The sequence below is a fragment of the Pseudomonas sp. Irchel 3E20 genome (genome assembly GCF_900187645.1).
GTDB lineage: Bacteria > Pseudomonadota > Gammaproteobacteria > Pseudomonadales > Pseudomonadaceae > Aquipseudomonas.
In genome coordinates this window covers 81571-102626 of the sequence record NZ_FYEE01000012.1, presented here as the reverse complement: position 1 = coordinate 102626, position 21056 = coordinate 81571, and the positions used below count along the sequence as shown (strand labels likewise).

23 protein-coding genes and 2 pseudogenes are annotated in these 21056 nt (G+C 59.6%); 7 read left to right on the top strand and 18 right to left on the bottom strand.

What is annotated here, in order from left to right; all coding sequences use genetic code 11:
• Positions 1-6: 6 nt before the first annotated feature.
• Positions 7-366: an SPOR domain-containing protein gene (locus CKW13_RS19990; RefSeq protein WP_095110499.1), complete on the bottom strand. Its 360-nt coding sequence runs from the start codon at positions 364-366 to the stop codon at positions 7-9.
• A 250-nt stretch (positions 367-616) separates the two neighbouring features.
• Here CKW13_RS19990 and csrA point away from each other — a divergent pair, with 250 nt between their 5' ends.
• Together csrA and CKW13_RS19980 are read left to right on the top strand one after the other, a co-directional pair.
• Positions 617-811 carry a carbon storage regulator CsrA gene (gene csrA / locus CKW13_RS19985; RefSeq protein WP_007920550.1) on the top strand — a complete coding sequence of 65 codons (195 nt, stop codon included), beginning with the start codon at positions 617-619 and terminating at the stop codon, positions 809-811.
• Positions 812-1329: 518 nt separating this feature from the next.
• On the top strand, positions 1330-2007 hold the full coding sequence (locus CKW13_RS19980) for a lipopolysaccharide kinase InaA family protein (RefSeq protein WP_218192065.1): 678 nt from the start codon (positions 1330-1332) through the stop codon (positions 2005-2007).
• Here CKW13_RS19980 and CKW13_RS19975 read toward each other — a convergent pair.
• The 8 genes from CKW13_RS19975 to CKW13_RS19940 all read right to left on the bottom strand — a co-directional run bounded on the left by CKW13_RS19975 (position 1976) and on the right by CKW13_RS19940 (position 12147).
• Positions 1976-2455 (bottom strand): DnaT-like ssDNA-binding protein, encoded by a 480-nt coding sequence (locus tag CKW13_RS19975; RefSeq protein WP_095110497.1) that lies wholly within the window; start codon positions 2453-2455, stop codon positions 1976-1978. The genes CKW13_RS19980 and CKW13_RS19975 overlap by 32 nt on opposite strands.
• A 65-nt stretch (positions 2456-2520) precedes the next feature.
• Positions 2521-3534, bottom strand: a complete 1014-nt coding sequence (locus tag CKW13_RS19970; RefSeq protein WP_176465150.1) for a GlxA family transcriptional regulator — start codon at positions 3532-3534, stop codon at positions 2521-2523.
• A 179-nt stretch (positions 3535-3713) separates the two neighbouring features.
• The gene (locus CKW13_RS19965) at positions 3714-5918 is read right to left on the bottom strand and encodes an OsmC domain/YcaO domain-containing protein (protein WP_095110495.1); all 2205 of its coding nucleotides are present in this window, start codon (positions 5916-5918) and stop codon (positions 3714-3716) included.
• A gap of 656 nt (positions 5919-6574) precedes the next feature.
• Positions 6575-6985: an SgcJ/EcaC family oxidoreductase gene (locus tag CKW13_RS19960; protein ID WP_095110494.1), complete on the bottom strand. Its 411-nt coding sequence runs from the start codon at positions 6983-6985 to the stop codon at positions 6575-6577.
• Positions 6986-7040: 55 nt separating this feature from the next.
• Positions 7041-9470: a TonB-dependent receptor gene (locus CKW13_RS19955; RefSeq protein ID WP_256576638.1), complete on the bottom strand. Its 2430-nt coding sequence runs from the start codon at positions 9468-9470 to the stop codon at positions 7041-7043.
• A gap of 79 nt (positions 9471-9549) precedes the next feature.
• Positions 9550-10518 (bottom strand): FecR domain-containing protein, encoded by a 969-nt coding sequence (locus CKW13_RS19950; RefSeq protein ID WP_095110492.1) that lies wholly within the window; start codon positions 10516-10518, stop codon positions 9550-9552.
• Positions 10511-11053, bottom strand: a complete 543-nt coding sequence (locus tag CKW13_RS19945; RefSeq protein WP_095110491.1) for a sigma-70 family RNA polymerase sigma factor — start codon at positions 11051-11053, stop codon at positions 10511-10513. The genes CKW13_RS19950 and CKW13_RS19945 overlap by 8 nt, the downstream gene beginning before the upstream one ends.
• Positions 11054-11277: 224 nt before the next feature.
• Positions 11278-12147 (bottom strand): LysR family transcriptional regulator, encoded by an 870-nt coding sequence (locus CKW13_RS19940; RefSeq protein ID WP_095110490.1) that lies wholly within the window; start codon positions 12145-12147, stop codon positions 11278-11280.
• 286 nt (positions 12148-12433) lie between these two features.
• Between CKW13_RS19940 and CKW13_RS19935 the strand changes: the two genes are divergently transcribed.
• From CKW13_RS19935 to CKW13_RS19925, 3 genes and pseudogenes are all read left to right on the top strand, one after another.
• Positions 12434-13201: a TSUP family transporter gene (locus CKW13_RS19935; RefSeq protein ID WP_095110489.1), complete on the top strand. Its 768-nt coding sequence runs from the start codon at positions 12434-12436 to the stop codon at positions 13199-13201.
• 40 nt (positions 13202-13241) lie between these two features.
• A pseudogene (locus CKW13_RS24820) lies at positions 13242-13422 on the top strand (cytochrome c); the annotation flags it as partial.
• 207 nt (positions 13423-13629) lie between these two features.
• Positions 13630-14214: a hypothetical protein gene (locus CKW13_RS19925; RefSeq protein ID WP_095110488.1), complete on the top strand. Its 585-nt coding sequence runs from the start codon at positions 13630-13632 to the stop codon at positions 14212-14214.
• A 131-nt stretch (positions 14215-14345) separates the two neighbouring features.
• Here the strand turns inward: CKW13_RS19925 and CKW13_RS19920 are convergent, their stop codons facing one another.
• The 3 genes from CKW13_RS19920 to CKW13_RS19910 form a co-directional block, all read right to left on the bottom strand.
• Complete coding sequence (locus tag CKW13_RS19920; RefSeq protein ID WP_095110487.1) at positions 14346-14864, bottom strand: cysteine hydrolase family protein; 519 nt, start codon at positions 14862-14864, stop codon at positions 14346-14348.
• Between the two features lie 222 nt (positions 14865-15086).
• Positions 15087-15248 (bottom strand): DUF2986 domain-containing protein, encoded by a 162-nt coding sequence (locus CKW13_RS19915; RefSeq protein ID WP_095110579.1) that lies wholly within the window; start codon positions 15246-15248, stop codon positions 15087-15089.
• A 78-nt stretch (positions 15249-15326) separates the two neighbouring features.
• On the bottom strand, positions 15327-15806 hold the full coding sequence (locus CKW13_RS19910) for a VOC family protein (RefSeq protein ID WP_095110486.1): 480 nt from the start codon (positions 15804-15806) through the stop codon (positions 15327-15329).
• A 57-nt stretch (positions 15807-15863) separates the two neighbouring features.
• On the opposite strand from CKW13_RS19910, the gene CKW13_RS19905 reads away from it, so the two are divergent.
• Complete coding sequence (locus CKW13_RS19905; protein WP_095110485.1) at positions 15864-16109, top strand: hypothetical protein; 246 nt, start codon at positions 15864-15866, stop codon at positions 16107-16109.
• On the opposite strand, the gene CKW13_RS19900 is transcribed toward CKW13_RS19905, so the two are convergent.
• Positions 16076-17314 (bottom strand): MFS transporter, encoded by a 1239-nt coding sequence (locus CKW13_RS19900; RefSeq protein ID WP_095110484.1) that lies wholly within the window; start codon positions 17312-17314, stop codon positions 16076-16078. The two genes, CKW13_RS19905 and CKW13_RS19900, sit on opposite strands and share 34 nt — an antisense overlap.
• Positions 17315-17447: 133 nt before the next feature.
• On the opposite strand from CKW13_RS19900, the gene CKW13_RS19895 reads away from it, so the two are divergent.
• Complete coding sequence (locus CKW13_RS19895) at positions 17448-17918, top strand: helix-turn-helix domain-containing protein (RefSeq protein WP_095110483.1); 471 nt, start codon at positions 17448-17450, stop codon at positions 17916-17918.
• Here the strand turns inward: CKW13_RS19895 and CKW13_RS25040 are convergent, their stop codons facing one another.
• The 5 genes and pseudogenes from CKW13_RS25040 to CKW13_RS24510 all read right to left on the bottom strand — a co-directional run bounded on the left by CKW13_RS25040 (position 17919) and on the right by CKW13_RS24510 (position 20988).
• A complete protein-coding gene (locus CKW13_RS25040; protein ID WP_371856248.1) occupies positions 17919-18644 on the bottom strand; it encodes a methyl-accepting chemotaxis protein in 726 nt (241 codons plus the stop codon).
• A gap of 132 nt (positions 18645-18776) precedes the next feature.
• Positions 18777-19532 (bottom strand): annotated as a pseudogene (locus CKW13_RS25035) (MCP four helix bundle domain-containing protein); the annotation flags it as partial.
• A gap of 173 nt (positions 19533-19705) precedes the next feature.
• Positions 19706-20401 carry a tRNA (adenine(22)-N(1))-methyltransferase TrmK gene (locus CKW13_RS19885; protein WP_256576637.1) on the bottom strand — a complete coding sequence of 232 codons (696 nt, stop codon included), beginning with the start codon at positions 20399-20401 and terminating at the stop codon, positions 19706-19708.
• A 73-nt stretch (positions 20402-20474) separates the two neighbouring features.
• Positions 20475-20768 carry a hypothetical protein gene (locus tag CKW13_RS19880; protein ID WP_095110481.1) on the bottom strand — a complete coding sequence of 98 codons (294 nt, stop codon included), beginning with the start codon at positions 20766-20768 and terminating at the stop codon, positions 20475-20477.
• A gap of 67 nt (positions 20769-20835) precedes the next feature.
• A complete protein-coding gene (locus CKW13_RS24510; RefSeq protein WP_176465145.1) occupies positions 20836-20988 on the bottom strand; it encodes a hypothetical protein in 153 nt (50 codons plus the stop codon).
• Between the last annotated feature and the right edge of the window lie 68 nt (positions 20989-21056).

Below are 21056 nucleotides of genomic sequence, written 5' to 3'. Positions count from 1 at the left end.
CGAGCCTCAGGAGGCTGGAACGTGCTCGACCACAAAGGATTCAATGCTGCGCTTTTTAGCGGTGGCCAGCTTCTCTACCAGCAAAGCCTGCTTGGCCTCGGCCTCGGCCTTGGTAGCGAAGGGGCCGACCAGGATTCGCGTCTTGCCACCGTCGTTAGCGATGTAAGTGCTGAAGCCGTGCTCGATCAGCCAGGCCGCCACATCGCTCACCGCTTGCGGGGTTTGGCCCTGGACTTGAAGATCCCATTGCGGGGCCGCCGCAGCTATCTGAGCAGGCGTCGCGGGCTTGCTGGAGCCTGGATGGTCGTTGCCCTGCCCGCAGCCCGCCAAGGCCAATACACCCACTACCAACGCCAATTTGCGCACACCCCACTCCTTCTACCTGGCAAAAGCGGCGATTTTATCACCCATGCTCGCCAATGAACGCCGCAAAACAGACGCAAAACAACAGGAATGATGTTTATCGCCTCTGTATAGTTACGCCTCGGGAATTTATACCGCGCCTACGCGTCAGAAAGAGGCACTCAAACAGTGGCACTGCGCCGTTATCCATCCATACTACCGACATCTGCATTATCTGAATCAGGTGCCCTACCAAGCAATCAAGGAGAAGATCATGCTGATACTCACTCGCAAAGTCGGTGAAAGCATAAATATCGGTGATGACATTACGATCACCATCCTGGGCGTCAGCGGCCAACAGGTCCGGATCGGCATCAACGCTCCGAAAGACGTCGCCGTGCATCGTGAAGAAATCTACCAACGCATCCAGGCCGGTTTGACCGCACCAGACAAACGCGAAACCCCCTGAGCCCGAACGAGTCATCGCCAGCCCTTTGTCCTCTGCAATGGCTGGCGAAATACCTGCAAGCCTTCCTCTTCCCCCACACCGCCCCACCGAAAGCAACCCGCCCTGCTTCCCATCTGCCTGCTGCACCATGGCGATAGCACGTGCTTGAGGGCAGTAAAAACCGCAGTCGCGAAACAGACAGCCAAGCAAGACGTTGAAAGCTGCGAACCTCAATGGACACGGGCCTGACCTCTTACTTACGACACAGAAAAAACTGACAGATAGCTCTAGAAATTGGATCCACCCGATGGCAATATGCCGCGATTCACAACAAAAAGGCAGGATGCCCAGTGCCGTCGCTTAAAGCCGCCAGAGCTGCATTTCCTCTTTGCCACCGTGTCGCTAAGGCGTCCTTGAGTTTCTCGCACCTACCCAACAGGTCGTTACTCGACGCTATCACCAAGTTGATCGAGCCCCATTTCCAAGACCGCCCCAAACGTGTCAGCCAACCCGTGGGCGACGATCACAACAAAGTGTTCATGAAGGTACAGCGAGTCAAGACGCTGCCCAAACGCCTGCGCGTCACTCTGGGGCGCCCTAAGCGTTCAGGGCGATTCGATTGGCCGCTGGAAGAATTGATGAACACCCTGATTGCCGCCCAGCGTGGCATGAAGACCGCCCAGGTCGTGGGTTTTGGCATGGTCAAACCCAGGTTCGGCATCGTGCGTGAATTCGTGCTGCTGACCGAATACCTCGACGGACACGTCAATGGCCTGCAATGGCTGCGCAAACATCCGCAGCGCACGGCCGAGTTCATCTCAGGTTGCATGAACCTGCTCATGGACATGCACAGCCGCAACCTGATTCACCTGGATCTGTGGGTGGCGAACATCATGGTCCCCGAGGCCGCAGAGGGTGCCATGCGGGTGATCGACATGGAGAATGTCTTCACCTACCCCTCGCGCTTCAATGCACAGACCCTGGGGCTACAACTGGGCTTTCTGTACCGCAAGGAACTGAGCCAGTTTATCGACGAAGCGAGCTACGACGCGCTGGTCGCCGGTTTCCTGCAACAACGCCCGGAGGTTGACGCAGCCGCCTTCGAGCCCATTTACCGTGCCTGCAAGCACATGGCCCTCAGCCACAAGACGCGGCGCAGGATCTTCCTTGAAGGCGAACTGGACATTACCCCTGCACAACCGTCAGCCCGCGCCTGACCAGGTAATCGGCAAACTGCGCACGGCTCGGCGCATAAGGCGCTGGGCGCATCATCGCGCCGGGGTCGGGGCGCAGCAGCGGCGCGCCCTCATCGACACTGAATGCCGGGTCCGGCACGCCCATGCCATGCTCGGCGGCATACAACTCCACGACCAGGCGCAACTGCCCCCATTCGATTTCCAAGGGCACCGTGTTGGCGGCCAGCAATTGCCCACCCACCACACAGCCGCGACGCGGCCAGGCCATGGCTTGGGCTTCGTGGGTCTGGGTGCCCTTCCACTGCCGTGCGTTGATGTCCTGCGCGGCCCGTAGCAACAGCGCTTTTTGCTCGTTCTCGGTCGCCGGAATGAGAAAACCGTAGAAATCGCGATAAAACACCAGCCGTTGCAACGACACGAAGCTGTTGGCGTCCGCTCGCCCCGTCCCGTCTTCAACAATAATCAGCATGGTCGGCCCCAGCCAGGAAGAGGGCCGAGTGTAACGCCCATGGATTTAAAAGACTAAACCCCCACTTACCTGACCAGCCGCACCTCCTTCGACGGGCGATAGCCAAAGTACGCGCTGTAGCACTTGCTGAAGTGGCTGGGCGAGACAAACCCGCAAGCCACCGACACCTCGACCATCGTCAGCGTGGTGTGCTGGAGCAAGCGCCGCGCCTCGGTAATGCGCAAATCCATGTAATAGCGCTGCGGCGTTGCCCCCAGTTGCTCCTTGAACAGCCGCTCGATCTGGCGCCGCGAGCGGCCCGCGTACAGGCACAGCGCCTCCAGCTCTAACGGTTCTTCCAGATTGGCATCCATCAGGTGGACCACCTCACGCAGCGGCCCGCTCACCGACACCTTGAGCGCCGGCTTGATGCGCCGATAGCGGGAGGCCTCGAACGCCAGGATGTCTTCGATGCCATCGGTCAACCCCTTGTCATACAGGGTGCGGACCCACTCCAGCGCCATATAGAACGACCCCGTGGGGCTCGACGCGGTGAAGCGGTCGCGGTCCACCACAAAGGCCTCACTGGTGACCTGGGTCAACCGCGCAATCTCTTCCAACGCAGGCCGATGCTCCGGGTGAATCGCGCAGCGATAGCCGTCCAACAAACCCGCCCGCCCCAAAAACCACGCACCGTTCCAGATGCCTGCCAGCATCACGCCCTGCTCACCGGCCCGTTGCAACAGGCCAATCAGCGCGTCATCGGCCTTGAGCTCAGTGCGGTAGCCGCCGCAGACCACCAGCAAATCCAACGTGGCGATCTGGGCCATATCCAGGCAGGCGTCCGGGCGGATCACCAGGCCCAGGTCGCTGACCACCTCGCCCGGGCCAAGGCCGAAGGTCTTAGTGGTGAACAACTCAGGGCGCAGCAGGTTGGCGGTGACGATGGTGTCCAAGACCTGAGTGAACGCCGGCAACGAAAAATGCTCCAGCAACAGGAACCCCGCCCGCGCGGCCTGCCCAGGCTGGCATTCATGCTCGTGCAAGTAGCGCAGGTTCTTACCCTTCATCGCCCCGCTGAACTGACGTCGCTGTACCAACGTGCACCTCACTTGCCCCTATGAATGAAGCACTGATTAAACCCGCGGCGGTTGCTGCTGGCGATCACTAAAGCACCGCGCGGGCTAGGCGAAGGCCTGCCCTACCGATTGCCGATCAATTAAGCGAAGACTTATACGGGCTCGGTGGTTTAACTGGCGGAAGTCGCCCCACCACTCGCCTAGCGAGACACCACCGCCCCAGTGGCCCGCGCCGAATGCAGCTTTTTATAGCTGTCGATCAGCCGCAGGTGCCTGTCCAGGCCTTCGAGCTTCATGCTGGTCGGCGTCAAGCCGTAGAAACGCACACTGCCTTGCACCGAGCCGATCACTGCGTCCACCCGCGCGTCGCCGAACATCCGGCGCAAATTGACCTCGTAATCATCCAGGTCCATCTCGTCGTCCATCTGCACTTCCAGCACCACATTCACGGCTTGGTAAAACAGCCCGCGCTCGACCGTGTTGTCGTTGTACTGCAGGAACATCTCCACCAACTCCTTGGCCTCCTCATACTGCTGCAAAGCCAGGTAAATCAGCAGTTTCAGCTCCAGGATGGTCAACTGGCCCCACGCCGTGTTGTCGTCAAACTCGATGCCGATCAACGTGGTGATGTCGGTGTAATCATCCAGTTCGCTTTGCGCCAGGCGCTCGACCAATGCCTTGAGAGCGTCATCGTCCAGGCTGTGCAGGTTCAAGATGTCTTCGCGGAAAAACAGCGCCTTGTTGGTGTTGTCCCAGATCAAATCGTCAACCGGGTAGATTTCCGAATAGTCCGGCACCAGGATGCGGCAGGCCTTGGCGCCGATATGCTCGTACACCGCCATATACACTTGCTTGCCCAGGCCTTCGAGAATGCCAAACAGGGTCGCGGCTTCGTCGGCGTTGGCGTTTTCGCCCTGGCTGGTGAAGTCCCACTCGACGAACTCGAAATCCGCCTTGGCGCTGAAGAAGCGCCACGACACCACACCGCTGGAATCGATGAAGTGCTCGACAAAGTTGTTCGGCTCCATCAGCGCCTGGCTTTCAAAGGTCGGCTGCGGCAGGTCATTGAGGCCTTCGAAACTGCGGCCCTGGAGCAACTCGGTGAGGCTACGCTCCAGCGCCACTTCCAGGCTCGGGTGCGCACCGAATGAGGCAAACACACCGCCCGTGCGCGGGTTCATCAAGGTCACGCACATCACCGGGAACTCGCCGCCCAGGGACGCATCCTTCACCAACACCGGGAAGCCCTGGGCCTCCAGGCCCTGGATGCCGGCGAGAATCCCGGGGTACTTGGCCAGCACCTCCCGGGGCACATCCGGCAGGGCCAATTCACCCTCCAGGATTTCGCGTTTCACCGCGCGCTCGAAGATCTCCGACAGGCACTGCACCTGCGCCTCGGCCAGCGTATTACCCGCACTCATGCCGTTGCTGAGGAACAGGTTTTCGATCAGGTTGGAGGGGAAATACACCACTTCGCCATCAGACTGGCGCACAAACGGCAGCGAGCAAATGCCGCGCTCGATATTGCCCGAGTTGGTGTCGTACAGGTGCGAGCCGCGCAACTCGCCATCGGGGTTGTAAATTTTGCGACAGTGCTCGTCGAGAATTTCCGCTGGCAACGTATCTTTGCGGCCAGGCTGGAACCAGCGCTCGTCCGGGTAATGCACAAACTCGGCATGGGCGATCTCTTCGCCCCAGAACTGATCGTTGTAGAAGAAATTGCAGTTGAGCCGCTCGATGAACTCGCCCAACGCCGACGCCAAGGCACCCTCCTTGGTCGCGCCCTTGCCGTTGGTAAAGCACATGGGCGAATGCGCATCGCGGATGTGCAGCGACCACACGTTGGGCACGATATTGCGCCACGAAGCGATTTCAATCTTCATGCCCAGGCCGGCCAGAATCCCCGACATATTGGCGATGGTCTGCTCCAGCGGCAGGTCTTTGCCTACGATGTAGGTGCCGTTGTCTGACAAGGCATGGGGCATCAGCAACGCCTGGGCGTCGGCGTCGAGGCTCTCTACTTCTTCAATGACAAACTCAGGCCCGGTCTGCACGACTTTCTTCACCGTGCAACGGTCGATGGAACGCAAGATACCCTGGCGGTCCTTGGCGGATATATCCGCCGGCAACTCGACCTGAATCTTGAAAATCTGGTTGTAGCGGTTTTCCGGGTCCACGATGTTGTTCTGCGACAAGCGAATGTTGTCGGTGGGAATATTGCGAGTCTGGCAGTACAACTTCACAAAATATGCCGCGCACAGAGCCGAAGACGCCAGGAAGTAATCGAACGGCCCCGGCGCCGAACCGTCACCCTTGTAGCGAATAGGCTGGTCGGCCACCACCGTAAAGTCATCGAACTTTGCTTCAAGCCGAAGGTTGTCGAGAAAGTTGACCTTGATTTCCATGGGTGATTACCAGAGTGACGAGTGAGTGGCGTGACGATTAAGCAAGCAATACACCGCAAAGAACGAGGACTTTGCAAAAGCCTTGAAAATCGCAGACAACGAAAAAGGGCCCACCTTTCGATGAGCCCTTCTAGACCGCCCCGTAGAGCGGATTGTGTTTGGCAGGTGCGATTGGATTCGAACCAACGACCCCACCCTGCCAGGGTGTTCTTTAAGGCGCACGTAAGCCGTTAATAGTAAAGGAAAATGCACACTCTGTCAGCCTGTTTAACGCAGGCCTAAGGCCCTATAAGAATCAGTAACTTAGCGTTGTATCTTTCATCAGCGGTCCCCCTCTCCCCCGGCGTCCTGCCGAAAGTGGCGGTGGGGCGCTGAAAACCGGCCAGGCCTGACCCAATATCCCGCGACCAACGAAAATGCCAATTTTCGGGAGCTTTTAAAATGCCGCGTCGTTGCTTTCGATGCACTGGGAGCCCGGTAAAATCCACCGCCCTGGGATTCTTGGCCTGTGCCATGCGGCGTTCGCGACACTGCCTCTCGTACAGAGCCTGGGTTCAGCGTGCGCCTGGGCACACCTGGCGGATCAGTAAACTGCCACCTCTCACCTGCGAGCAAGGGCGCCCACCTATAGAGTGGACACCCTCCTGTTTAAATGCCTACGGTTCAACAACCTCATCCAGCAACGTCGTCCCATAGGAATTGTCCACTACACATAACCACTTTTCCGAGACCTGTCGAAATACGTAGGTGGCCCGGCGCATGCTCTGGCTTTCTGCACCCGCCTTATCCGTGGCCTGTAGCCGGGTTTCCATGATGACAAGCGCCACATCACCGCCGGGTATGACCTGCATCTTTCCCTGAGTAACAACGATGCTGTGATTGAAGTGCTGCGCAATGGCGACAAAAGCTCGGCGGATGCTGTCTTTCCCGGTGACGGTCAAACCTGGCTTGACGACGAGACTTGCGTCATCGGCATAAAACTTCATCAATTCGTCGAAGTTTTCCGCCGTAATGGCCCGGTCAGCGGCCGCGATTGTTTCTCTGAGTGTTCGGGTGAGTGCGTCCATTTCTGTTCTCCTGATTAAGCCTCAGAGTGAATGATCCTTGACGATGAACAGCTGCTTAGAAGCTGTAACGGGCAGTCAGTTTCAAATTGCGTGGATCGCCGTAGATGTCATACGGGTTATAGGCTCCATTGGCGACGCTGCTGTAGTAAGTACGATCAAACAGGTTATTGACGTTGACCTGCAGATCCAATTGCTCGCTCGCCTTGTAGCCTGCAACCAAACCGGCCACCGTGTACGAGCCCTGCTGGTTTTTCCATGCGCTGGTGCCAGTGCCCCCCGAGGTGCGGATGCGGCTTTGCTGGTAGACATCACCCCCCACGCGCCAGCGCTGCAACTCACCAGGCAAGGTGTAGATCGTGGCCAGCTTGAACATTTGACGCGGTTTCTTGCGGTCGAAATCTTCGCCTTCTCGGGCTGCGTTGGCGTCGCTGACGTATTGGGTCTGGGTGTAGGTGTAACCGGCGGCCAGTTGCCAGTTGTCGGTCAGGGCGCCCTGGATTTCCAGATCGATGCCGCGGCTGCGGACCAGTCCGGCCGCTTCGTAGCAGGCACTGGCAGCGCCTGAACCGCAACCTTTGGATTCAGGCAACTCTTGGGCACGGTTCTTCTGGTCGATCTGGAAGACCGCCATGTTGGTGTTCAGGGCGCCACCAAAGTATTCGCCCTTGATACCCATTTCGTAGTTCTCGCCCACGACAGGGTCGATCACTTTCCTGTCCAGGCCTTTGCTGCTCTGCGGCTTGAAGATATCGGTGTAGCTGACATAGACCGAGTGGTTGGTGTCCAGGTCATAGACGAGGCCGGCATAGCGGGTCAGGTTGCGAGTGACCTTGAAGTTGCCCTCACTGTTGGCGCTGTCGTCGAATTCGTACCAGTCAACACGACCACCGAGAATCAACGACAGGGGTTCGCTCAGGCGCAGGCGGGTGCTGGCATAGACACTGTCCTGGGTAGTGGTCTCGGGAAGGCCATCACTGCCCGTGACGTAATCGGGTTTGGGATGAGCGCCTGGGTCCCAGTCGAAGGGATTGCTGCCAGTGTCGATGAAATCGCTCCAGGCCTTGCCGGAACGATAATCCAGCTTGCGCTTGCTTACGCCGATAGTCAGGTCATGTGCTTGGCCGAGCAACTGGAAGGGGCCGCTGAGCGCCAGATCGTAGCCGGTCTCCTTCTGCTCCATGGCTTCCGTCCATAAATAGTGGCGGTCGTATTCCCATACCGAAGAGGCCAGTACATCAGTGTCGGTCTTCGACTGCATGGCTGCCAGGCGCAGCGTCCAGTCGTTGGCGAAGCCTTGCTCCAGGGTGGCGAAATAGCCGGTGGTCTGATCGTCCGAGTATTCCCAGTCATGCCCCAGGAAGGTGTCGCGTGGCAGTCCGAGATGGCCGCCGCCACGGGCCATGGGCAACCCGCCCCAGATGTAGTTGGTATGGTTCTTCTGCCGATAGGCCCCAAGCGTCAGGGTGGTGCTTTCACTCAGGTCGGCGTCGACCACGCCGTAGAACAGATCGTGATCGCTTTGCACCGAGTCACGAAAGCTTTTGGCGTCCTGCCGCGAAACCACGGTACGGGCGCGCAGGGTGCCGTTTTCATTGAGCGGGCCGCCGACATCCAGCGTGCCGGTGTAATCGTCCCAACTACCGGCGCTGCCGGTGAGCGTGCCCTGGAATGTGTGCGTCGGGCGCTTGCGCACCAGGTTGATGGCACCGGCGGGGTTACCGGCCCCCTGGGCCAGCCCGGTGGCCCCGCGGACGATCTCCACCCGGTCATACATGGCCAGGTTGGCTTCTCCGCTGGGCAGGTAGGTCAGGAAACTGGTGGGGAAACCGTCATACATGATGTTATCGATGTCAAAACCGCGCGCGCTGAAACTAGGCCGCCCTACACCACCGGAATTGTTGAGGAAAATGCCCGGTGCGCTTTTGGCGACATCGCTGATGCTGGTCATGGCTTTGTCGTCCATGCGTTTGCGCGTGACGACGCTCACCGACTGCGGTGTTTCGCGCAAACTCAAGGGCAGCTTGGTGGCCGTTTGCATCGCCCCGGTGGTGTACGAGCCGCTGTTCTCGGTAGTCGCCGCCATGCGCTGGCCAGTAATGCTGGTCGCGCCCAGCTCCAGGCCTGTGCCAACGACTTGCGGTGCCAGCAGGTACAGGCCGTTACCCTGCGGTGACGCTTGCAGACCGCTCCCCTGCAGCAGTTGCTGCAGGCCGCCTTCGACGCTGGTGGCGGCATTCAGGCCAGGGCTGCGCAAACCTTCCACCAGGCCCGGTTCGATGGCCAGGGTGATTCCTGCCTGGCTTGCGAACTCGGAGAGAGCCCTGCTCAGGTTGCCGGCAGGCACCTGATAGGCGCGGCTGTGTTGCGCGCCTTGCTCTGCGGCCTGCACCGAGGCTGGAGTCAGGCTGCCACCCGCGATGATAAGACCCAGTGCGGCAGCGTGAACCGCTCGCGCCAGTGGTTGCATGCCCTGCGTCGTTGCCATGTGTTCGTCCCCGCCCAGTGAAAATAATGTGGTTACGGGAGGGACACGCAGCATCAAGAAAACACGACAATGATTCTCTTTACGCCTTTGCGCGCGCCGTGATGGTGACCCAATAGGGCGAGCGATAGTGCACGTCCACCGGCAGAGCCTGGCTCAGGGCGCGGAGTATTTGATCGGTGTCGCGCAACTGGAAAGCACCCGAGATCAGCAGCCCAGCCACTGCTGGATCGCAACGCAGCAGGCCTGGGCGATAGCGATCCAGCTCGCTGACGAAGTCATCGAGGCGCATTTTTTCTGCGCGCAGCACGTTGTTGAGCCAGTCGAGACGGCCCTGCGCCAGTGCCATTGAAGGCTGCGCAGCCTGGGCGCTGACATGGGTTTGCCGGCCGGGGGCTAGACGCACCAGGCCCTCATCACCCCGTGATAGCCGCGGGCGCACCTCGACAGCGCCCTGCAGCGCGGCAAGGTAGGTGCGCTGTGGATACTGACGCACCAAAAAACGGCTGCCGAGCAGGGTAACTTGCGCTTGTGCGGTATCGACGATGAACGGGCGCCTGGCATGCTCGCGCGGCACCTCGACAAGCATCTCGCCGGCAATCAGGCGCAAGCGACGAACGTTGTCGTCGTAGGCAATATCGACGGCGCTGCCGGTGTTCAGGCGAATCTGTCCGCCATCCGGCAGATACAGGGTGCGCTGCTCCCCCGTGGCGGTGCGCTCGTCCGCCTGCCACTCACGCCACGGCAAACCCTGGTGCGCTGCGAAACCAAGCGGGGCAGCGGCGATCAGCAACGCGAGGGTCTTGAGCACCTGTCGCCGCTCCAGGCTGCGCGGGCGTTCCAGAGCCGCCCGGCCGGCACCACCGGCAAGCTGTTGGGTGCGGTCACTGAAGCGCTCGGCCAGTTGCCAGGCCCGCTCATGATCGGCGTGCTGCGCCCGCCACTCGGCGCCGGCGGCATGGTCGGCGGCGCAAGCGCTGCTGTTCTGCAAGCGCACGAACCAAACAGCCGCTTCGCGGGCAATGCGCCGGTCGATGGGCGTATTACTCATTCTGCTGCGCGCTCTGGCTAGCGAACACGATGCACTCTTCAAACGCCAGCGCAAGGTAGCGCTGTACCGAACGCACGCTGAGGTTGAGGCGGCTGGCGATCTCTTCCTGCGTGTACCCCTCCAACTGCGCCATCAGGAACGCCTGCCGGGTTTTGGTCGGCAATAAGGCAAGTACTTGGTCGATCTCGTCGAGGGCTTCGAGTACCAGCGCCTGATATTCCAGCGATGGCGCCAGGCCTTCCGGTGTTTGCGCCAGCGCAGCGAGATAGGCCTGCTCCAGGGAGCGGCGGCGGTAGAGGTTAATAGACAGGCGATTGGCGATGGTCGCCAAATAGGCGCGCGGCGCTTTCAAGTCCAGGCGCTCGCCAGGCGCATTGCTGAGCAAGCGCAGGAACGTATCCTGAGCCAGGTCCGCCGCATCGGCGGCATTGCCCAGGCGCTTGCGCAGCCAGCCCTGCAGCCAGCCGTGGTGGTGGCTGTAAAGCTGATCGAGAGCATGATGCGGGTGAGGGTTTACCGATGATGTGGGCTGCACGAGATACGACAAGTGTGAATGAGAATTTATCGCATTGTATCAGCATAAACTCGGCCGCGTGCAAGCAAAGGGGCGGCGGCCCGAACATAGGCTGGACCTACGGTGCCGGGGGCAGCCCGCTCCAACAACGTGCATGAGCCGCCCGGGTTCACGCTCGCCGTCCGGCTCAACCGCACGGGGGTTGCGTTAAGTGGCACCCGCCTTATAGAACCCTCAACGCTTAATCAAATATCTTTGAACTCATCCTCCAACAACTCAGCAAACTTGTCTTTCGCACGATGAAGACCTGCATGCTTATTCCATACAAAATAGTTTTGTATGGGCGCCAAGTCATCGAACGTATGTCCACATATGCCCCCAACACTCTTGAACTGTTCAAAAAAACCTTTGGGCACAAGTGAAACCCCCGCACCCGAACTTACGCAACCAAGAATAGTTCCATAGCTGGCGATACTTGTTATAACCGTCGCAACACGATGCTCGTCAAGCCAGCCTTCAAGAGATTTCCGATAAGGGCATCCCTCAGGCCACATAAAAATATTTCTCCCACTCAGGTCTTGAGGTTTTTTTATATCACCCATATCAGGAGAAGCAATCAACACAAGCTCCTCTTTGTAAATCTCCAAACGGCTGATGTCAGGATGTTCATTGTCGGCAGCAATAACTGCACAATCTAATTTATGGGCCACTACATCACTTAAGAGTTGAGGCCATGGCCCGGTGCTGAATTGCATTTGAACTGAAGGATAATTCTGGTGAAACTTAGATAACAGCTTAGGCAGCCGTCCTGTCGCGCAAGATTCTATCGCACCAATACTCAATATCCCCGATGGCATCGAACTGGGTTCCAGCGCCCTGCGAGCTTCTTGGCACAACGATAGAATTTTGTTTGTATAGGTCAGAAACAACACACCTGACGGGCTAATAATCAGCCCTCTACCTTTTCTTATAAAAAGCGATACTCCTAACTCACTTTCGAGGAGCTTTATCCTATTTGTTATATTTGAAGGAACACAATGCAATAGCTCAGACGCTCGAACGATACTGCCTTGCTCGGCAACTGTTTTGAACATGGTTAATTGCGAGAGCTCCATTAGCCAACCGCTCATTTAAAATGAATGATCGGCTCACTATAAATCACTTGTGATTACCATATCAACCAACTAATTTGATCGAGTCCGATTCGCGCAGGAAATTTCAACCAGCGCCCAAAGGATGATAAAGGCGAAATCATGAGTTCGACATCATTGCAAAACCGTTCGACGTTATTGACCACTCAATTACTCAGGAGGCTCAATAATGCGAGTGGCGGCATAGTCTCCGAGTAAAATGTCGTCAGATCACCTTGTCATGATTACAAGTACTGGCTGGATGATTGATATGCACGTTGAATACGCCTTGGTTGCGTTAGGTTTTTTTGCATTCTGTGGTGGCCTGATTGACGCTGCGGTTGGCGGTGGAGGCCTGGTACAGGTACCAGCACTTTTGCATGCCCTGCCCCAGTACAGCCTGGCCACTGTTTTTGGAACCAATAAGCTGGCGGTACTGGCGGGCAACCTATCATCCATACTCACCTATGTAAAAAGAATAAAGATCATCTGGAAGCTTATGGTTCCAATGATGATCTCAGCGTTTGCATTTGCATTTCTTGGCGCAGTTTCTGTTTCGCTGGTACCTAAAAAATTCATGGAGTATGTAGTATTCATTATTTTGATAGCCATGGCGACCTATACATTTGCCAAGAAGGATCTAGGCCGTGTTCATTTAAAGCAGAACTACCAAAGAAAGGAAATCCTATTAGGGACTTGTTTTGGGGGGCTCATCGGATTTTATGATGGTGTATTTGGGCCAGGGAGTGGAAGCCTTCTGCTTTTCGTTTTCGTAAAAGCCTTCGGCTTCGACTTTTTAAATGCGTCCGCTTCGGCAAAACTGGTCAACTTAGGTACGTTCATTGCGGCGCTTATATTTTTCATCCCCTCGGGCAATGTGTTATGGACAATCGGGGGAGTGGTCGGGATTTGCAATATTGCGGGCTCCCTCACAGGCACGTTTTTGGCGCTGCGCTATGGAAGTGGCTTTATCCGAGTGTTCTTTTTGATTTTGCTCGTGTTTTTGATAGGCCGAATGGGCATTTCTATATTTTTATAAAAAACCACAACCTATCTTTTACCGTAAAGGGCAGCCTATGGAACGATTACATGACTACACAGGCGTTATTGCCTCGTCGATCATACTTCGCCCCAATGGAGATTCGCCCCCCTGAAACCTTGCAAGAGAATGGAGCCAAACTATCGCCACACGCTTGGAGCGTTCAGGACCTGCGCGATTTAAATCAATACATGAGTGGGGTGCTTTTTAAATACCGATGAATCTTTGCCCCTTGCCCTTGAGCCATGCCGTCCCCACTGATTTTCCCCGTGCCGGAACCTTTCATGGCAGGCAAGTGTCGATCACAGGTAGATGCAAACCCGCAACAGGTCGACAAACTTCACGGCGTGCCAGTTAATTCGACAGCGGTAAGCCTCGATCGGCAGCCACTATTTCAGTTGTAACTTCACGGTGTTCCAGGGAGTGGTATGGGTTTATTAGATCGGTTGTTTGGTGGGCGTTTTACCATGCCGCCACCTGAAGAAACCAACCTCAGCGCCTCGGCAATCATGAAAGAGCTACGGCCTGAGCAAACTGACCCCACACAGAAAAAAGCCCTCGAGGCCTTTACCCAGGCGCTGGTCGCTGTCGTTCCGGAAAAAGAAGGCGCCAGGCTTGTGCGGCGTGTCATGCGCAGGTTCGCAATGGGTGACGACCCGTCCGGCGCCCTCACCGAGGGACTGCTGAATGACTCAAAAGGGCAAAAACTTGAACACCTCGTTCTAATGAGCATGGATTGGAGAAGTCATGACGTGTTTGAGTATCAGGCGCCGTATCTGGTTCGCGCCCAGGGCCTGACAGAGCCCTACGTTTATGTGCCCAAAGAGGCTACATCGATACCCGAGGTACTCGACAACTTTGATCGATGGTTGGCGCAGTGTGGTAAGCGTTATTTTCACTTGGACGACGGAGGTGAGAATTACAACGGGTTTATTGGTGACGCCGATCGAGTAGCGCACATTATTGAACTGGCCGAACGGGCAGGCCTAAAAGTCAGCCTTGAGAGTTCTTAAAGGTCCAAGTGCCAAAGCGAACCGGGCGGTGGCCGACCTGTTGTGCCAGGACAGCGGCGAAGCGTTGATGTGATGCCCCCCTGCCCCCAAAACAGACAGATCGGCCCTCCTGTGGGCCGATCCGCCCGCCCTTAGAAATGCCAATCCTCAGCCCGTAGGACGCGGCAGAATGCTCCCGCCAGCGTTGTGTTGTGGTGAGCGATTATTGCGTCGGCCTTCAGCGCCGGGGTGTCTGAGCAGGTATGGCCATCGGCGATCAGCACCGCCTCGAACCCCATATCCCGGGCGGCGCGGCAGGTGCTGTCGACGCAATACTGGGTTTTCATTCCCGAGACCACCACACCTTCCACGCCACAGGCGCGCAGATGATCGGCCAGGGCCGTGTTGACGAAGGCGTTGGGCCGGGTTTTCTCGAAAACCACTTCGTCGCCCTGTAGCAGCAGCTGCGGGACCAGTTGCGTCAATGGGCTTCCCGGTTCGATCGGTGAGCCGGGCGGGCCCACATGGCGGGCGAGAAAAATCGGCGCGCCGGCGTTCCGGGCGCTGTTTAACAGCGTATTGAGGGTGTCTAGCAGCGCTTCGCCGGCCCAGGGTTTTTCCGGGCCATGAAACAAACCCACCTGCATATCGAGAATCAACAGTGCGTACATGGTGCTTTTCCTTGCGTTTTGGCCAGCGACGCAAGGGCAGAAAAAAGGCCCTTTCCATCACTGGCGGGCCTTTGAAGTGTGTGGGTTATTGGCTCACGGCACCTCTCACGACTCGCCTTTGGCGGTCGTGGTGGTCGTGGTCAAGAGAGCGGGCGATTGATTCATGGCATTGACAGTAGCCGCGCTGCCCTGAGCGAGCAAGCGCTTATTGGCATTGGGCCATCAGCTCTCAGAAGGCATGATGGGATCATCACCCGCCTCGGTGGCCATTTTCAGGCGGTCGGCTTTGCTGATGTATTTAGGCTTGTTCTGCGGTGCCAACTTGGCGCTGGCCTTTTTGGCATGGGCCTGTAGCAGTTGCTTGATCTTTTTACGACGGTTCATCTTTTCTGCTCGGCGGGTCGATGGCGTGATGGTATCAGTTTGGAGCATTGAGCCATCAGGCTTATGCCCCCCTGCAACCTACTCCTTCACCGCCGCCTCGATCCTGGCGATATCAATCTTGCCCATCTCCATCATCGCCTCGAACGCACGCTTGGCCACCGCCGGGTCCGGGTGGCTGATGGCTGCCGTCAACTGGCGCGGGGTGATTTGCCAGGACACGCCCCACTTGTCCTTGCACCAGCCGCAGGCGCTTTCCTGGCCGTCGTTGGCGACGATGGCGTGCCACAGGCGATCGGTTTCGGCCTGGTCATCGGTGGCCACTTGAAACGAAAACGCCTCGGTCTGTTTGAACGCCGGGCCACCGTTCAGGCCCAGGCAGGGTATGCCCATTACGGTGAACGCCACCGTCAGCACATCGCCCTGCTTGCCCGCCGGGTAGTCACCGGGCGCGTGGTGGACTGCGTTGACGGCGCTGTCGGGGAAGGTCTGGGCGTAGAAGGTCGCGGCTTCCAGCGCGGCGCCATCGAACCATAGGCAGAGGGTGTTTTTGGCGGTCATGTCGGGTTTCCTCGATTGGGGTTGCCCTGTGGATTCTAGTCGCTGGCCACTGCGCCCATGGGCGATGGTGCCGCCCTTCATCAGGCCGCCACCGCCCTGCCCCTGGTGCGCGACGGTTTGGTGCTCGCCACGCGGCGCTGTGGCTGGATCGGCTGCTGGCCGGGCAGTGTGGTGGCGGTGTATCGCGGTGCAGACGCCGGTGCTACCGCGTGTTGCGCCACCTTTGCGGCGGGGGCCGATGAAAGCGCCGTGGAAGCGAGCGCGGTGCATCAGTTGCAACAAGCGTTGCGCCAGCGCCCGTAGAGCCACATCAACAGCGCCACGCCACTGATGCCGGCACCCAACGCGCTAACGGCGCCCCAGCCCCAGCGCCCATAGACCTGGGTCCCGGCCACGGCGCCCAGGGCGCTGCCCAGGGAATAGAAGCCCATGTAGGCGCCGACCATGCGGCTCTGGGCGTCGGGCCGGGCGGCGAAAATCAGGCTCTGGCTGGTGACATGCACGGCTTGCACCGCGAAATCGAGGAGGATAACCCCGCACACCAGGGCGAGCAGCGAAGTTTCGGTAAAGGCGATCGGCAGCCAGGCCAGCAGCAACAGCCCCAAGGAGATGCCCGTCACCCGTTGCCCCAGGCCTTGGTCGGCCCAGCGCCCGGCGCGCCGCGCGGCGAGCGCACCGGCCACGCCCGCCAGGCCGAACAGGCCAATGGCCGTGTGGGACAACGACCAAGGCGCAGCACTGAGCGGCAGCACCATGGTGGTCCACAGCACCGAAAACGCGGCGAACACCAGCAAGGCCAACAGCCCCCGCGCCCGCAGCAACCGGTCGCTGCGCAGCAGTTGGAACAGCGAGCCCAGCAGCGCCCGGTAAGTCTGCGTGCCCTTTCCGGCCACAGTGGCCGGGGCCACTTTCCACAGCACCGCCGCGATCACCAGCATCAAGGCCGACGATACGAAATACACCGCACGCCACCCCGCCAGGTCAGCGACCAGCCCCGAGGTGAAGCGCGCCAGCAAAATGCCCAGGACGATGCCACTGGTCACCGTGCCCACCGCCTCGCCCCGTTGCGCGGGGCTCGCCAGGGCGGCGGTGTAGGCCACGAGAATCTGCACCACCACCGCCAGCAACCCCACCACCATCATCGCCGCCAGCAATGCCAGCCATTGCTGCGCCGCGCCGGCCGCCGCCAGTGCCAGTGCCGACAGCAGCACCAGGGTCAGCACCAGCCGTTTGCGGTTGAGCAGGTCCCCCAGCGGCACGATAAACAGCAGCCCCAGCCCATAGCCCACCTGGGTCGCGGTCACCACCATGCCAACAGTGGCCGCGGCCACGCCCAGGCTTTGGGCGATGCTGTCGAGCAGGGGCTGGGCGAAGTAGACATTGGCCACCGCCAGGGCGCAGGTCACCGAGAACAGCCAAGTCAGGGCCGGCGACAGGCCCTGGGCGGGCCGTGCCAGCGGCGTGTGAAGGGCAACGCATTGGGGCTCTGAATCAACATGGGCTTTCATCTGCACTTCCGCGGGGCTAAGCTGGTTTCAATTGGCAACTAGATTGGCATTGTTAACCCATCAGGTTTCAAATCGCAACCACATCCTCGAAAGCCCTGCCCACTGCGGCAATGCTCTGCACAAGGTAAACACCATGACCCTAGAAGCCCCCCAGCCCACTCGCGAATGCCCGGTGGCCCGAACCCTGGAAGTGCTGGGAGATCGTTGGTCACTGCTGATTATTCGCGACGCATTCGACGATATTCGCCGCTTCAGCGAGTTCCAGAAAAGCCTCGGCGTGGCCAAGAACATCCTCGCCGCACGGCTTAAAAACCTGGTGGAGGTGGGCCTGTTGCAGGTGCGCCCCGCGTCCGACGGCAGCGCCTACAAGGAGTACGTGCTCACGGCCAAGGGCCGCGAGGCGTTCCCGCTGATCGTGTGCCTGCGCCAGTGGGGCGAGCGTTTTCTGTTTACCCCTGGGGAAACCCGCTCGGTGTTGCTGGACAACGCCACCGGGCAAGCGCTGCGGCCCCTCGTGGTGCAATCCGCCAGCGGCCGCGCCCTGGGCCCGGCCGATTGCCACCGGCAACGCTGGGTCGACGGCCAGGCACCGGCCGCTGAGTAATCACAGGCGAAAGCGGTCCACCGATTGCGCGAGCTGGCCGGCCAGTGCCGAGAGTTCGTCGGTGGTGCCGGCCGTTTGGCCGATGACCCGGGTATTACCGGCGGACATGTCGGCGATCATCTCCACCTGATGGGCGATTTCGTTGCTGGCCAGGCCCTGCTCGCCAATGGTGCGGCTGATGTCGTTGACCAGTTGGGTGGTGCTCAGGGTGGCTTCGAGGATCTCGCGGATCGCCCGCTCCACATCCGCCGTCACCGCCATGCCCTTGTCCACCTGGGCCACGCCCGCTTCCATGCTGGTCACCGCTTCGCGGGTGCTCGTTTGGATACGCGCCACCATGGCGGCGATTTCCTGGGTCGAGGCACTGGTGCGCCCCGCCAGGCTACGCACTTCGTCGGCCACCACGGCAAAACCGCGGCCCTGCTCACCGGCCCGGGCGGCTTCGATGGCGGCGTTGAGCGCCAGCAGGTTGGTCTGGTCGGCGATGCCCTTGATGACTTGGATGATGCTGAAAATTCCCTCGGACTCCTTGTCCAGGGTGCGGATCACCTGGGCCGATTCCTGGGCCGAACGGGCGATGCCGTCCATGTCGCTGACCACTTGATGGATCACCCGTCCGCCGTTCTTGGCCAGGGCTTCGGCCTGGTTGGCCATCTGCAGCGCATGTTGGGCGTGGCGGGTGATTTCTTCGATGCTGGCGGTCATTTGGCTGGTGGCGGCCGACATGGTCCCCGCCGCCGCGCTTTGCTGCTGGCTGCTGGCCGCCACCTCATGGCAACCGCTGCTCAACTGCTGGGTCATGCCCGAAACGCCCTGGGCATTGCTGCGCACCACCTCGATCATGCCGCGCAGGTCACGCTGCATCACCGCCAGGCTGCGGATGAGCATGCTCGCTTCATCGCGGTTGGCCGGTTCCGGGATCGGTTCGCTGAGGTTGCCGTGGGCGATGCTGTCGGCAATCCGCCGCGCCACCTGAAGCGGGGCCATGATGCTTTTGGTCACCCAAACCCCCTGGGCCACCACCAGCAGCAAGCACAGCGCCAGCACCACGGCCAGGGTCAGGTTGGCACTGTGCACCGCCGCACGGGTGCGCTCGCCACTGGCCTTGGAGTTGCTCTCGATCAGTTCGCTCAAGCTGGCCATCTGCCCTTCCAGCTCGGTAAACGCCGTGCTGAAGCCGCCCAGTTGCTGTTGGGCCGCCTGCGGGTCGTCCAGGGCCAGGGCGACCATCCGCTCGCCCGAAGCGATGTAGGCGTCGAGGCTGGGCTTGAGGTGGGTCAGGGCCGCTTCGAGGGTGTCGTTGAGGGGCAGTTCCAGGTTGTCCCCCAGGGCCTTGCGAAAATTCGCCGCGTGTTCATTCAGCGCCGTGAGCACTTCATCGCGGCTGCTGACGCTTTTGTTAAGCCCCACCAGCATCGCCGCCAGCACGTCGGCGCGCAGGGCGTCGTGCATCATGTCGGCTTCCAGGTGATTGCTCAGGGCGGTCATGCTGGTTTCGCTGTCGAGCATCGCGACCTGCATGCGTTCATTGCCCAGGTAATTGACCAGGCCAACGATGAGGACGGTGAGCACACTGGTGCCGATCAGCAGCAACAGACGGAGTTTTATAGTCATCCTTGGGCCTTCTGCGGTGAGGGAGCGACGCGGGCTGCTGCGTGCGGCGATATCAGGCTTATCGGCCGCAGTCACCGGTCATTGAAGACTATTTGTAGGTTTTCGCCGCTTGAAGGCCAGGCAATCAGAAAGTTTGCTGTAGGCAACCGCCCCAAGCCCCCCCGGCTCCCGCCTCAGGCCAGCACCTCGGCGATCCACCGCGCCTGGCGCGCGATGTCCCGTACCTTCGCCTCGGGCAGCGCTTGCCGGGCCCGGGCCAAATGGCTCAACACCCGTTGTTTCTGGCGCAGCAGGCGTTGCCACTTGAGCAAAAACGCCGGGCTGCGGGCTTGCAGTTGCAGCGGGCCGAAGTACAACTGCTGGGCGCTGTAGGCCACCGGGGCACCGCGTTCGGCGACGATGATTTCGTAGTCGAAGCGGTTCTCCCGCAGCACCTCTTCGCCGACGATGCGGTAGCCGTTGTCCATCAGCCATTGGCGCAGTGGCGGCTCGCCGCCGTTGGGTTGCAGGATCAGCCGCTCCCGGCCGCTCAAATGCGCCTTGCCCGCCTCGAGGATGTCGCGGATGGTTTCGCCGCCCATGCCGCACAGGCTGATGGCGCTGATGTCGTCGTGCGCCATGATCGCCCCCAGGCCATCGGCCCGGCGCACGCTGATGCGCTGCGCAAAGCCGCTTTCGTGCACGGTGCGCTGGGCGGCGGTGAACGGCGTCAATGCCACCTCGCCCGCCACCGCCGCCGCGATGGCGCCCCGGGCCATCAACGCCACCGGCAGATAGGCGTGGTCCGAGCCGATATCGGCCAGCCGCGCACCGGCCGGCACGTGGGCCGCGACGCGCTCAAGGCGCATAGACAAGGTCTGTTCGTTCAACGGCGTTCCCCTTTTCAGCCCAACCGCCCCACACCGCTGGCGGGGCCGGGGCGCGATTCTGTCGGGCCAGGGGCTATTGGGCAAGCTGCGCCGCTTGCACCGGCACCCAACCTTTTTTCAGGTAGTCCTGGGTCACGATGTTTTGAATACGAAAGGCGTAGACCAACGGCAGGCCAACCACCGGTAACAGCAACCACGGCGGCCCAGCCAACAGGCCGATGCCATAGGCAACTATCCAGAGTGCCAAGTGCGGCCAGAGTTCTGCGTAATACAAGTAAATAGGCCCAAAAAACACCACCGCCAACACTTGATCCGTGCCTATTTCTACTACTTTGGCCGAGCCGGGCTTGCGATAATAACGGGCCATGATGAGAGTCCCTCAACCCAACTTAACGTTGCGTTCACTGAAACTAAGATTTTTAAACCAGCGAAACTTACTTTTTCACGCCTTGCGGCCTGGCGGGCTTTGCACCCGGCTTTGCGCGCTTTACGCCATGCTGTTTGCCCAGGTACTCGAACACAAGCGAGGCCAGGCCAAACACGCCAATCATGGACATAATCAACCATCCAAGATCTTCGTTACTCATAATAAACCTCAGGCTTAGACACTTAGACAACGCCATCATAAGTCGCCCATCTTTATATACAAGCGACT

Coding starts and splice junctions, on each gene's coding strand:
- CKW13_RS19920 (WP_095110487.1), bottom strand. CDS start 14,864: ATGTACGCACTGTTGATTCTCGATATGCAGGTGGGTTTGTTTCATGGC.
- CKW13_RS19955 (WP_256576638.1), bottom strand. CDS start 9,470: ATGGCAACGACGCAGGGCATGCAACCACTGGCGCGAGCGGTTCACGCT.
- CKW13_RS19910 (WP_095110486.1), bottom strand. CDS start 15,806: ATGACCGCCAAAAACACCCTCTGCCTATGGTTCGATGGCGCCGCGCTG.
- csrA (WP_007920550.1), top strand. CDS start 617: ATGCTGATACTCACTCGCAAAGTCGGTGAAAGCATAAATATCGGTGAT.
- CKW13_RS19925 (WP_095110488.1), top strand. CDS start 13,630: ATGGGTTTATTAGATCGGTTGTTTGGTGGGCGTTTTACCATGCCGCCA.
- CKW13_RS19935 (WP_095110489.1), top strand. CDS start 12,434: ATGCACGTTGAATACGCCTTGGTTGCGTTAGGTTTTTTTGCATTCTGT.
- CKW13_RS19950 (WP_095110492.1), bottom strand. CDS start 10,518: ATGAGTAATACGCCCATCGACCGGCGCATTGCCCGCGAAGCGGCTGTT.
- CKW13_RS19940 (WP_095110490.1), bottom strand. CDS start 12,147: ATGGAGCTCTCGCAATTAACCATGTTCAAAACAGTTGCCGAGCAAGGC.
- CKW13_RS19895 (WP_095110483.1), top strand. CDS start 17,448: ATGACCCTAGAAGCCCCCCAGCCCACTCGCGAATGCCCGGTGGCCCGA.
- CKW13_RS19880 (WP_095110481.1), bottom strand. CDS start 20,768: ATGGCCCGTTATTATCGCAAGCCCGGCTCGGCCAAAGTAGTAGAAATA.
- CKW13_RS19975 (WP_095110497.1), bottom strand. CDS start 2,455: ATGCTGATTATTGTTGAAGACGGGACGGGGCGAGCGGACGCCAACAGC.
- CKW13_RS19960 (WP_095110494.1), bottom strand. CDS start 6,985: ATGGACGCACTCACCCGAACACTCAGAGAAACAATCGCGGCCGCTGAC.
- CKW13_RS19980 (WP_218192065.1), top strand. CDS start 1,330: ATGAAGGTACAGCGAGTCAAGACGCTGCCCAAACGCCTGCGCGTCACT.
- CKW13_RS19905 (WP_095110485.1), top strand. CDS start 15,864: ATGGGCGATGGTGCCGCCCTTCATCAGGCCGCCACCGCCCTGCCCCTG.
- CKW13_RS19965 (WP_095110495.1), bottom strand. CDS start 5,918: ATGGAAATCAAGGTCAACTTTCTCGACAACCTTCGGCTTGAAGCAAAG.
- CKW13_RS19900 (WP_095110484.1), bottom strand. CDS start 17,314: ATGAAAGCCCATGTTGATTCAGAGCCCCAATGCGTTGCCCTTCACACG.
- CKW13_RS24510 (WP_176465145.1), bottom strand. CDS start 20,988: ATGAGTAACGAAGATCTTGGATGGTTGATTATGTCCATGATTGGCGTG.
- CKW13_RS19915 (WP_095110579.1), bottom strand. CDS start 15,248: ATGAACCGTCGTAAAAAGATCAAGCAACTGCTACAGGCCCATGCCAAA.
- CKW13_RS25040 (WP_371856248.1), bottom strand. CDS start 18,644: ATGTCGGCCGCCACCAGCCAAATGACCGCCAGCATCGAAGAAATCACC.